Annotated in this window: 7 protein-coding genes; all 7 read left to right on the plus strand. The window is 55.1% G+C overall.

The genetic code is table 11. The features are described from left to right. Positions 1-197 precede the first annotated feature (197 nt). The 7 genes from RQX22_RS06905 to RQX22_RS06935 all read left to right on the plus strand — a co-directional run bounded on the left by RQX22_RS06905 (position 198) and on the right by RQX22_RS06935 (position 12,107). Positions 198-3,080 (plus strand): TonB-dependent receptor domain-containing protein, encoded by a 2,883-nt coding sequence (locus RQX22_RS06905; protein ID WP_315724929.1) that lies wholly within the window; start codon positions 198-200, stop codon positions 3,078-3,080. A 55-nt stretch (positions 3,081-3,135) separates the two neighbouring features. Beyond that, entirely contained in the window at positions 3,136-4,047 is a 912-nt protein-coding gene (locus RQX22_RS06910; RefSeq protein ID WP_315724931.1) for a hypothetical protein, read from the plus strand. Between the two features lie 162 nt (positions 4,048-4,209). Then, entirely contained in the window at positions 4,210-5,922 is a 1,713-nt protein-coding gene (locus RQX22_RS06915; RefSeq protein WP_315724933.1) for a M20/M25/M40 family metallo-hydrolase, read from the plus strand. Between the two features lie 86 nt (positions 5,923-6,008). Beyond that, positions 6,009-8,030, plus strand: coding sequence for a S9 family peptidase (locus RQX22_RS06920; protein WP_315724935.1), 2,022 nt, complete (start codon positions 6,009-6,011; stop codon positions 8,028-8,030). A gap of 685 nt (positions 8,031-8,715) precedes the next feature. Then, complete coding sequence (locus RQX22_RS06925) at positions 8,716-9,516, plus strand: aspartate dehydrogenase (RefSeq protein WP_315724937.1); 801 nt, start codon at positions 8,716-8,718, stop codon at positions 9,514-9,516. A gap of 179 nt (positions 9,517-9,695) precedes the next feature. Further along, positions 9,696-10,880, plus strand: a complete 1,185-nt coding sequence (locus RQX22_RS06930; RefSeq protein WP_315724939.1) for an aminotransferase class V-fold PLP-dependent enzyme — start codon at positions 9,696-9,698, stop codon at positions 10,878-10,880. A gap of 315 nt (positions 10,881-11,195) precedes the next feature. Further along, positions 11,196-12,107: a LysR family transcriptional regulator gene (locus tag RQX22_RS06935; protein ID WP_315724941.1), complete on the plus strand. Its 912-nt coding sequence runs from the start codon at positions 11,196-11,198 to the stop codon at positions 12,105-12,107. Positions 12,108-12,370 lie beyond the last annotated feature (263 nt).

The following is a 12,370-nucleotide window of genomic DNA, read 5'->3' on the forward strand; positions in this document are numbered from 1 at the left end:
GTCATCGTTGCGCTGGGTGCAACAGGGAAGACGCGTATTTCAAGCTCCCAGACAGGGTGCGGTGGTGCTTTGATTTGTCCTTAGGGAACGAGCATCAGTCGTCATTCGGTTGGCCAGGAGAAGCAGCCATGAATCGGTTTGGGTTGATTTCGAAGGGGACTCTGCGGACAGTCACCTTACTGTTGAGCGGAAGCTGCATGTCGACCGCGGCATTTGCACAGCTGGCGCCAGCGAACTCTGACGTGGTGGCGTCAGATAGCGCCGATCAAGCGACCACTCAGCCGGAGGCGCAGGATACAGGGAGAGACGAAGGCGAGGAAATTATCGTTACCGGCAGCCGGATTCGTCGCTCGAGCATCGCCGAGACGAGCTCACCCGTGCAGACTTTGAATGACGAATCAATAAAGTCGAGAGGTCTGGCCAATCTTGGCGACATTGTTTCTGAACTTCCTGCCTTGTCGAGCCGATTCTCGTCAGGTGGCAGCGTGACTAACGGAGGAGCTGGGCTAAATCTACTTGACTTACGTGGCCTGGGTCCTGAACGAACTCTCGTCCTAATCAACGGGCGGCGACAGGTCGCAAGTATCGCCAGTCTCAATTCCGTAGACATCAACACTATACCTATCGACCTGATTGAGCGCGTCGAGGTCGTGACCGGCGGAGCATCTGCTATATACGGCGCGGACGCAGTAACAGGCGTCGTCAACTTTATTCTCGATGATCAGTTCGAAGGGGCTAAAGCGCGTTTACAAACCGGGATCAGCGAGAGGGGGGCGGCGGAGAATTCGCTCGTTACGCTTACTTTGGGACATGGTTTCGGAGGCGGCCGCGGTCATATTGTAGTCAACGGCGAGTATGCGCGATCAAGCCTATTGAAAGCTAACAATGCGAACCTGAGGTACCGCAATGGCCTTTACGTGACGAATCCCGCCGACACTGGGCCCGGTGATGGCCAGCCGGCTCGGATCTTCGTCAGTAACATTGGTGTTAACTTTGTCCCTGTAGGCGGCGGTGTCGCTGTTGGAAGCCCTCTTTCGGCGCCCGTGCTGAAGTTCCAGGAAGATGGAACTCTCCGACCATTTAACCTCGGTTCTCCAGCCTACCAGGGTGGAACATTCGGTGTGAGGGGCGACGGACTCTTCTTTGACGACGTCCTTACGCTTCAGCCGCATCTCGAGCGTAAGATGGTCAACTTACACAGCTCTTTTGAGTTCGCCCAGCCTTGGGAGCTCTACGTTGAGGGGAAGTACTCTCGCACCCAATCAAAGGTTCGGACCGGCGCGCCATTGACATTCGACCAATTCAACTTCCTGCCACTGGATCAAAGTAACCCATTCTTGACCGAGCAAGCCAGATCGGCACTCGCCGGATTGAGTGGGCCACTGTTTCTGACTCGGTTTAGTACTGACTTCGGTGATAATGGGGCCAACTACGAGCGCACGTTAACGCGGGCGGTCGCCGGTGTCCGCTCTTCCGGCAAGTGGGTTCTTGATGCCAGTTACGCGTTCAGTCGTGCCACCACAAAGCAGCGGAATGTCGCAGATCCTCTTCGCGCCCGATTTGCCAGAGCTGTCGACGCCGTCACTGATGTTCATGGGACTCTTGGTGTGCCCGGCGCAACCGTCTGTCGCTCACGGCTGGAGGCTCCTTCCTCAACAGACCCGGACATTGCGTCTTGTGTGCCGATAAACCTGTTCGGAAACGGGGCACCCTCCGCTGCAGCGCTGGGGTACATTCTCACTGAAAGTAGCATCGCTGAACGACTGCAACAGGATGTAGCCAGTGTCTCACTCACGGGGCCGATATTCAACCTTGGCGACGAGCCCGCACGCTTGGCGATCGGCGCTGAGTATCGGAAGGAGCAGCTCAGATCGACGCCAGACGCGTTATTGCAGGCAGGCGCGACGGCTCAGGCTCGGGCAGTGCCGATCAGTGGCTCGTTTGGAGTAAAGGAGGCGTTTGCGGAGCTGTCCATACCCCTGTTCCAGAATCGGCCTTTCGCATTTGATTTGGGGGTCGACGGCGCGATTCGGTATGCCGATTATGACCTAAGCGGAGGGAATACGAGTTGGCAGGTGAACGGTTGGTGGGCGCCAATCCGTGATGTGCGAGTTCGCGGAACGCTCTCTCGAGCCGTACGCGCGCCAAATCTGATCGAACTTTTTCAACCTCAAACGGGCAGTCAGACTTTCATTGCCGACCCGTGTGACCGCACGTTGATCAACAACAATCCAAATCGTGCGCGCAACTGCGCCGCGCTAGGTCTCCCAACGGGCTTTAGCGATCCTCCAAACAGCCGCGGCGTGACCCTTGTGCAGGGGGGAAACCCGGATCTTACACCCGAAACATCCGACTCGTGGACCGTTGGCGTTGCCCTGCAGCCGCGCTTCGCGCCCGGTTTCGAGATGACCGTAGACTATTGGAACGTGCGGATTCGTAATGTGATCTCCTTCGCGTCCCGCGATAGCACCCTTGCCGGTTGCGTGGACGGCGCAACTTTGAATGATGACTTTTGCCGTTTGATTGTGCGTGCTCCGAGCGGCGAGGTCACGAATGTATTCGCAACTCGCGCCAATCTTGCTCGCAGGAACGCTTCCGGAATCGATTTTCAGCTCTCCTATGCAACAAGGTTGGAGCGGGCCGGTGACCTCCGTTTCCGGCTGATTGGGACCTACCTGGACGAACTAACGGATCTTCGCGTCCAGAACGATCCGGCGTCGCGCGACCCTCAGCGTGGCGAGATCGGATTTCCTCGCTGGAAACTGACCGGCTCGGTAAATTGGGCAATGCGTCCCTTCAACCTAACGTATAGCATGCGATACATTGATCGATTTACGAATGGCGACCAAGTGGCGCTACAGACGAACCCAGAGGCCATCTCGCCCCGCTACTACTCAGCGCGTTTCTACCATGACGTTCAAGTGAGCTTCGACATATCGGAGCGGATCGAGCTTTATGGGGGAGTTAATAATCTTACCGATGTCGCTCCACCGTTTGGCATCCCTCTCACGGGAGTTAACTTTGGCTTTTATGACGTGGTCGGACGGTCATTCTATCTAGGTGCTCGTTTAAAGCTATAGACAGTTATTATCACGATATTACTCTCGCCTAAAATCGACAGAATGACAGAGACATATGAATACAAGAGAATATAAGGCTTCGGTTTCAAGCCAAATAGGACATTTCTGGTCTGCGGCAAAGAATTCCGTTTTGCATATGATTAATGTAGCCCGTGGGGTAGACGGCTGTGTGGTGAGAGCAGAAGCGCCGGGTGTTAGGCGAATGCGCCTGTTTCCCTATCTCATATTTTATACGGTCGCACTGTCAGCATGTACGACAGGTGCTCGCTATGAGGGTCGAGAAAATCCGGCTCAAGTAGTCGTGATTGCATCGATGCATCGCCTCCATGGGAACTCGTCCTCATATGGCTTTTCAAATCTCTATGATATCGTGAGGAATGAAAACCCAGATATCGTGGCTGTTGAAATCCGCGAGGAAGACATAAAGGGTGACGAGAGCTATCTCTCGCGAAATTACCCCCCTGAAATGGTTTCTCTTGTAGGACAGTATCCTAAGTCGGTGGTCGGATTCGATTGGCTTGGCAGCGAACTCATCGGCCGTGCGATTCCGGATAACTATTGGAGCGATATAAGCGAAATCAAGAAACTTGAGCGAGCGGCTGATAGCGATAAAGAAATTCGAAGTCCGGAGGTCGACGCCTTGGGTTCGCAATTGCGGATTTTGCTTTCATCTGCAACTGCATGTTCTCTTGTCGATGGTCGATATCATAATCTAGTTAAAGCACGCCGACGTATGCTCAAGGCGATTTATGAAGGCACGAAGTACGAGCCTCTAAGTCAAATTACGGAAACTCGGGAGCAGAAAATCTCTGAAAACATTGGCTCCATAATTCGTGCTAATCCTGGGAGGAAGATTGTCGTTGTGACTGGTGCGGACCACGCCGGCTATGTAGCAGACTATGTCAAGGGATTGTCTCCAGATGTGGCAAAATTGCAGCCTCTCAGACGGTGTTCAGATGGAAGCTAGGCTCCGTGAATGGGGGTACAGGCGAGCGAGCAACGATCGAGCTGGCGCTGGCATCTTGCAGCTGTCCTCGGTGCCGTTGATTATGGTTCCTCGGTCTTTTTTGTGTGGCTCTGATTCTTCGACTGATGAGCTCTCGGAGGCTTGGATGCCGGGAGAGCGCCAATGACTACGTTCCTAAGAATTCTTCTTATCCTGACGCTGCTGACCAGCGCCATTCCAGCCTCTGCTATTGATCGGCTGGCGACGATTTCCGCCTTGCGCAACGAGGGTCTACAGGCGTCGCGGGTGATGGATCACCTCACATGGCTTGCCGATGTATATGGCCCGCGTACCACCGGGTCTCCTGCAATATTCGAAGCAAGCGACTGGGCGATGGAGGAGATGAAGAGCTGGGGACTCACGAAAGTCCATCGAGACCATTTTTTGTTTGGAATGGGATGGGCGCTCGAGCGATCGGCCATTCGAATGGTTGGACCCCAGCCGATGCAGGTGATCGGCTATCCTATAGGATGGACGCCGGGCACTCCTGGCATGGTTTCGGGAGAGCTAATTCGCGCGGATCTGCTAACGCCTACAAACCTTTCCGCCTGGCGAGGGAAGCTTCGGGGTAAAATCGTCTTGATCCAACCCCCCCGCGATGTGCGCCCGATAGCACTGCCTCTTACTCACCGTTTTACGGACGAGGAGCTGCGCGGCCTTCGCGAGAATATTCCAATTGGCCCACAATGGCGACGTGGCGAGCGCAGCAACGGAGAGCTGGCCACTGCCACTGCGTCACAATCATCAGCGCGCGGCCTGTATGGTTCGCAGGATTCATCTAGCCGAAATGCTTGGCTCGACGAGTTAATTGAATTCCTCAAAGCCGAGGGAGTTATTGCTGTATTCGAACGAGGGAGCGACACGACGGACCGGCCAGCCGTAGCCTTCCAGCAGCTGTTGAATACTCAGAGGACTCAGCGAATCGACGGTGGAACCGTACAAACAAGACTTGCTGAGAATGCAGGTGCGGATGCTGCTGAACGCCTACTCCCCTGGCTCGTAATCGCGGTCGAACATTATAACCGAATGGCTCGCATTGTAGAACTGGGTCAGCGTCCAACCGTAGAGCTCGACATTGCGGTGAATTGGTATCCCGAACCTCCGCAGGGAAACGGTTTTAACACTTTTGGCGACATTCAAGGTAGCGAGAAGCCGGATGAATTTGTAATTCTGGGCGCCCATCTGGACGGTCTCCACCCAGCCACAGCAGCGGTCGACAACGCGGCCGGAGTAGCAGTTGTCATGGAGGCGATGCGGTTGCTGCGGAGTGTAGGCGTTCGTCCTAAGCGAACGATTCGATTGGCGCTTTGGGGAGGGGAAGAGCACGGCCTGTTAGGCTCTCGCGCGTTTGTTACTCAGAACTTCGGAGATCCGTTCGCGGGCGCCACGAACTCGGCTTCCGCACGGAAGGTGGCAGCTTACCTGAACATCGACAATGGAAGTGGTCGCATCCGAGGTTTGTATGCGCGGCACAATCTAGATGCGATCCCCGTTCTTGAACGTTGGATTGAGCCACTGCGCGATCTCGGTGTCACCACCGTCTCGCCGATGGCAACCGCTTCAGAGATATCAGAAGGCCGCATGTTCGCAGGAAGCGATCATCTCTATTTTGATGCGGTAGGCATTCCCGCTCTCGATATGATTCAAGACCGGCTGGACTATTTCTCCCGAACATATCATTCGAACATGGACTTTCTCGATCGAGCTTCGAGGCCTGATCTCGTTCAAGCTTCAGTGGTCTTCGCGGTCCTGGCGTATCAGGCTGCCATGGATGACGAGCCTCTGCCGCGACGCGCGCCAGGACCTGCCCTGATCGAGTCTATGGATCGCAATTGAAGCGCGAATTCGCCCCAACAGTGCCTGCTTTCTGCGGCCACAAGCCTTAATCGGACTCCGACTGCATCATCGGTGAGGAATAGAGAATGAAGCGATTGACCCTGATCCTGGCGTCCCTGCTGATGTTATCGCCAGTGTGCCTCCCTGTCAGGGCGCAGACGGATACACTGTTGATCCCGCGCGAAAAAATCTTTGGTAATCCTTATAAAATGGCAGGGAAGATATCGCCAGACGGCAGGTGGATTTCCTGGATCGCCCCCCGGGACGGGGTGCTTAACATCTGGATCGCTCCAACATCCAACCCAACTCAAACGCGAGTACTTACCAACGAGCGCCAGCGACCGATCCGCAGCTATTTCTGGTCGCCCGACAGTCACAAGATACTTTTCATCAACGATAAGGGTGGCGACGAGAACTTCCTACTCTACGGTGTAGATGTCGCAACCGGCCAGCAGCGTCTGTTCACTCCCTTTGAAAAAACTCGGGTGCAGATCGTCGGGATTTCCAGGGAAGAACAGGTCCGTATCCTGGTCGGTATCAATAGTCGCGATCCTCAATGGCATGACGTTTACAGCGTCGATTTGACGACTGCAGAATTGACGCCGGTATTCATGAACACCGGGGGCTATTCGAGTTTCGTTGCCGACAAGCAACTCAATGTACGGCTAGCCGTAAAGTCACGAGCCGATGGCGGGAGTGATTATTTCAAGGTCATCGGCGGCAAGGCTGACGACAAGCCTTTCGAACGGATTTCGCTGGACGACAGTCAGACCACGAAGGCGCTTGATTTCGCCATCGACGGCAAGACTCTCTATTGGCTTGATTCGCGAGGGCGCGACACGGCGGCGCTCATAGCGCATGATTGGCGCAGTGGCGAGAAGCGCGTGATTGCAGAGAGCGCAAAGGCGGACATTAGCGCCACGCTCATAAGCCCAAAGACAGGGCGCATTGACGCTTATGCAGTCGATTATCTGAGAAGCGACTGGACGACGGTTGACGATGCCCTGCACCTCGATCTTGAATTCCTGAGAAGCCGGTTAGAAGGGGAAGTCAGTGTCGTGTCTCGGACGGATTTGGACGATAAATGGATTGTGACCGCGGACGCGGTTACGGCGCCTCCGACCGCCTGGCTTTATGAGCGTAAGGCGAAAAGACTGGCTCAGCTTTATTCCACGCGGCCAGAACTCGAGGACGCTGGACTTGTCCCTATGCGACCGGTGGAGATACCAACCCGGGACGGTTTGACCATGGTCGCTTACCTGACACTGCCGCGGGTCGCCCGGGAGGGCGAACATTCGCCGAACGGGCCAGTGCCGCTGGTATTGCAGGTTCATGGCGGACCGTGGAACCGGGATATCTACGGCTATAACGAGACTCATCAATGGCTTGCCAATCGGGGCTACGCCGTTCTTTCGCCTAACTTCCGTGGCTCTATAGGCTTCGGAAAGAATTTTGTCTCCGCCGGTGACCTCCAGTGGGGCCGCAAGATGCAGGACGACCTTATCGACGCCGTCGACTGGGCTGTGCAGCAAGGGGTCACCACCACTGACAAAGTGGCAATAATGGGTTTCTCCTACGGTGGTTACGCCACCCTCGCAGCCCTCGCGTTTACGCCAGACAAATTTGCCTGTGGCGTTGATATTGTCGGTCCATCTAATTTGAACACATTACTCGGAACCATCCCGCCCTACTGGCAGGCATTGAGGGCGCAATTTTACAACAGGATGGGTGACCCCGCTACTCCTAAGGGCCGCGCGCTCTTAAGGGAAATCTCACCCCTGTTCAGCGCCGATAGGATTCAACGGCCGCTATTGATCGGCCAGGGCGCCAACGACCCGAGGGTCAACGTCGCCGAATCCGAGCAGATCGTAGATGCGCTAAAGGATAGAAACATTCCAATGACCTACGTCCTCTTCCCTGACGAAGGACATGGTTTCGTACGCCCGCAGAACAATATGGCCTTCAACGCCATCGCGGAGAACTTCCTCGCCAGCTGTCTTGGCGGTCGTGCAGAGCCAATTGGAGATGCGCTGACACGTTCAACTGCACAAGTTCCATACGGCGCAGAGTTCGTGCCTGGTCTCGTGGAGGCCTTGAGGAAGCACTAGACAGCCGCTGAACCTTGGTCGTGTATTTATTTTTTCCTCCGCCGAAGAACAGAGCTCTTTATTCCGAACTATCGGTAACGGTAAGACCTTCAAGCATCGGACGCTCGATCTAACGTCCATCAGACGTGAAAGGGGGTTTTTCAGATTGGCGGCCGCTGCCGAGTGACATGGTCGGAGTCTGAGCATTCGGTCCAATGTCGTCCGAGCCGCACGGCAGGACCTGGGACAAAGCGTGATTGTGCGACCAATACCCACCACGGCGCGCTGCCCTTTTCCTCTGTCCTGACGGCAGTCGAAGATCAGGCTGGTAGGTTGCTGGTTTCATGACATAGGCTTCTTCAATTGGAGTAGCCTCGATTGTCTGACCTCTTTAACCAAGTCATTAACGGATATCCGTCGTCTAACACCATGGATTTGGGTGATTCCAAGAGGAGGCAGCGCACGCGAGTGGTTCTCGCCCGTTGGGCAAGAAGAGAGACGACCACTCAGCCGGCAGCTGACCTATCCCTGTCGGGACCATTCCCATGAAACCCTGGTGAACCGTGAGTTCATCCGATGCTTGTAACGACCGAGCTCATGCCGCAACAGGTTGCGAATTACAGAACGGGCAGGACGCATAATCGCTACTCCCCCACAAGTCCTTCCAAGGGCAATTCGGAGAGGAAGTCATGTGGGATAAATAACAATGAAGCGGATCGGTATCATCGGATACGGTGCTATTGGCTCGTCGATAGCGCGACGTGTTATCCAGGGAAACGCTGTGAGACTTGCTGCCGTCTGTGTACGCGGAAGCCAGCGCGAAATGGCGGAGGCGGAGTGCGGCGGCGCTCTAGTGACCTCGACTGTGAGCGAGCTGCTTGCTCAAGATCTGGATGAAGTTGTCGAGGCCGCTGGCCACGAGGCGATTAAAGAGTCTGGTGCACTGGTTCTTGGCCACGGCTGCGACCTCCATTTACTTTCCACGGGGGCATTGGCTGATGTGACGCTACTAGAAGAACTTAGAGCTGCGGCGGCAGCCGGGTCAGCACGTATAAAGATCTCGGCAGGAGCTTTAGCCGGATTTCGTGGCCTTTTGGCGTTGCGAGCGGGAGGATTAACTTCCGTCCGGTACACAGCCAGCAAACCTTCCAACGCCTGGCATGGGACAGTAGCTGCCGCACAGTTTGATCTTGAACGACTTTCGGAGGCGCAGGTCATTTTCGAAGGGAACGCGGCCGAAGCAGCACGAGTCTTTCCGGCCAATGCCAATCTCGCCGCCGCGGTCGCGCTAGCTGGAGTCGGATTTGAACGTACACACGTAACGCTCATCGCCGATCCGCAAGCCAAGGTAAATGCAGGTCAGGTGGAGGCGGTTAGCCCGTATGGCACTATGACCCTGATTATGAAGGGGCCAGCGTTCGAGAACAATCCGAAGACATCCCAGGTCACCGCGCTCAGCGTGGTAGCGGCTCTTGAAGCCGGATCAGACATAATGTGCTTCGCTTAGCAACCCTGACATGCCAGAGGGAAACCACGGTATCGTGTCTCACGCGCGCCGTTGAGCAGCTCGTGGGGAATGATGTCTCTGGGGCAGACAAGGCTTTCAAATATCACAGATCGGTAGTCAGGAGGTGCAGCATTGGAAGTCCGGGGTGATACTTAATATTGAATGGAGGCGACATCAAAATGACCGGTGACATAGGCTCTGAGATCACTGCACCCGGCGCGGTGGCGGATCCCAAACGTTCCACCGACTGGTCCGCATTTCGCGCGAAGTTCCCCGCCATTTCAAACTTCACCTACCTCGACACTGCTACGCATGGACCAATCTCGGCAGATGCGCTGATGGCAGCTCATCGCTACTATCAGTGGTCGAATTCTTCGGGAGAGGTCGCATCCGGCAAATGGCTGAAGGAGGTTGATGCCTGTCGCAACGCTGTTGCGAAACTTCTCGGAGCGGGGCCCGAGGAGATCGGGTTCGTGCACAATACATCCATGGCCATGGTGTGTGCCGCGCTTTTGTTTGAGGGCCAAGGTGCAGTCTTAACCGCTCGCAACGAGCACCCAACGGTTGTCACCCCCTGGTACGCCCGCAAGTATAAGGTTTATGCCGCCGAGCCTGACGAGAACGGGCTCTTCACCGTTGGCGCCTTCGAACGTGCGCTTCGTCCGGACATAAAGATCATTTCGATCAGCCATCTTCGCTATAACGACGGACAGGTTATGGATCTGGCTGGCCTCGGTCACCTCGCGCGCGAACGAAATCTCCATCTTGTCGTGGATGCTACGCAATCTGCGGGGATTCTCCCGATAGATGTTAATTGGGGCATCGATGTTCTGGCTTTTGCAGGATTCAAATGGCTCAATGCTGGCCACGGCGCAGGGGCCATATACGTCCGTGATGGTTTGCTCGAGCAGTATGGGCTGCCAATCGCTGGCCGACAAAGTCGGTCTACAGATCAACTCGTCGAGATAACGGAGCTTGCCCCGCTTTACGAAGCCCGTGCCTTCGAGCTAGGAGCTCTCTCCGTGCCTGCCATCATGGCTCTCGGAGCATCGCTGAATCTCTTGCGATCGATAGGAGCCGATCAAGTCCTGGGTGCTGTAGCTGAGAACGCCGCCAAGCTGCGAGATGGTCTTCATTCGCTAGGTTTGCGGCCACAAGCGCTCCTTGAAGCTGCGCCAGTATCTCCGATCGTCTCGCTTCGTGCAGCCGATTCACAGGGCATAGTGGAGGTTCTGGCCAGGCGAGGGGTGATAGCTGCGGCGCGGGCGGGATTCCTTCGTTTTGGAATCAGCTGGTACAATGATCAGTCCGATGTTGAAAATTGTATCGTCGCTCTGGGTGAGACCATTATTAAACGTCGATAAAAAGGGCCCGACCGCACCTTATTTGCCCACACTGCGGGAACATCATTCAAGATCCTTACAATCGGAAATGCCGTGTCCGTTCGATCTTGAATTCGATGCAGTAGCGTTGACGACTGTTCGGTTACTTTTTCATGCCCTCGCCTTTTATAGTGTATCGCGACCCCAAGCTGACCGGATAGGCGCCGGTGGACGAAAATCGGTCTCACGATCCGGGCTTCGGTCGCAAACGCTGAATTGGTCGAGGGGAGGTCGATTGCGGTTCCAGAGTGTTGCATATTATCGCACCCCGAGCCATCATCGGCCAGAGGAGGGAGGATGACATTTCCTAGAGATCTTGCCACATTTCACCATGTCGTGCTCGCTGGCTCGATCCGGAAAGCCAGCAACGAACTTAATGTGGCTCCCTCCTCAATCAGCCGGAAGATCATTATTCTGGAGCACCAGTTCGGTACCGCGCTGTTTGAACGCACACCGAAAGGTCTCGTTCTCACTTATGCTGGTCATTTGGTAGCAGAATACGCGAAATCGACCGTACTAGACTTCGAGAGACTCCGCGCAGACCTTGACGACCTTCGGGGGGTAAAGCGTCGCCTGATACATGTCGCGGCGGTAGAGAGTGCCGCAGTGGGTCGCTCCGCAGTGGCGATCGAACGCTTTCGGCAAAACTACAAGGGCGTTACTTTTAAATTCACCGTCGTCCCAGCTCCACAAGTCCCACAGATTGTCAGTCGGGGCGAATGCGACATTGGCCTTGCCTTTTGTTGCGCTCCTAGCCCGGGTATTAAGATACTAGAAAGTATTAGCGAGCCGATTGTAGCCGTCGCGCCCAAGGAACACCCACTATCGAGGAACAGTTGTATCACGATAGGTGAGTTAGCAGATTACGCAGTTGCACTACCGGAAAACAGTTTTCGTGTTCGTGAGCTTTTTGACCAAGCTTGCTATGCTGCAGATGTTGAAATCGAGCCTAGTCTCACGTCGAATAACTTTGGGAGCCTCAAAGGCTTCGTAACGAGCGGGGCGGGTGTTGCGATATTGCCACGTGGTGCCGTCGCGCACGAGGAGAAGCAAGGAGAAGTGGTCACTGTGTCGATCGATGTCGATAGTCTTAGCTGTACAACGATAGACATTATCGTTCGTAAGGGCCGTCTGCCCCGTATCGTAGGACTATTCGTGGAAGAGATGCAGCGTACCTTGGGTCATTCGGCCGAGAGGACTTTAACGTAGACTGACTGCGCTTTCGTCTTTACCATATTGTTACCCTTGGGGGGGTGCGCATTGGTGTAAGCTGTAATAAGTAATACCAGGTTTCCATGTTAACGGACGTTTTTCCAGCTGAGGAATGATAGGAATTACTAATTTGCACATCAGAGGTCCGTGCCCGGCCCTTTACGGGAGCTTTGGGATAAACTTGGAAACCGCGCTGGCTCCGAAATCCAAGACTGGATGTCCCGTGTCTCCGCTGCCGCCTACAGCGCGGCTGTTGCGCT

Origin of the sequence: Sphingosinicella rhizophila (genome assembly GCF_032378825.1) — a bacterium.
GTDB classification, from domain to species: Bacteria; Pseudomonadota; Alphaproteobacteria; order Sphingomonadales; family Sphingomonadaceae; genus Allosphingosinicella; species Allosphingosinicella rhizophila.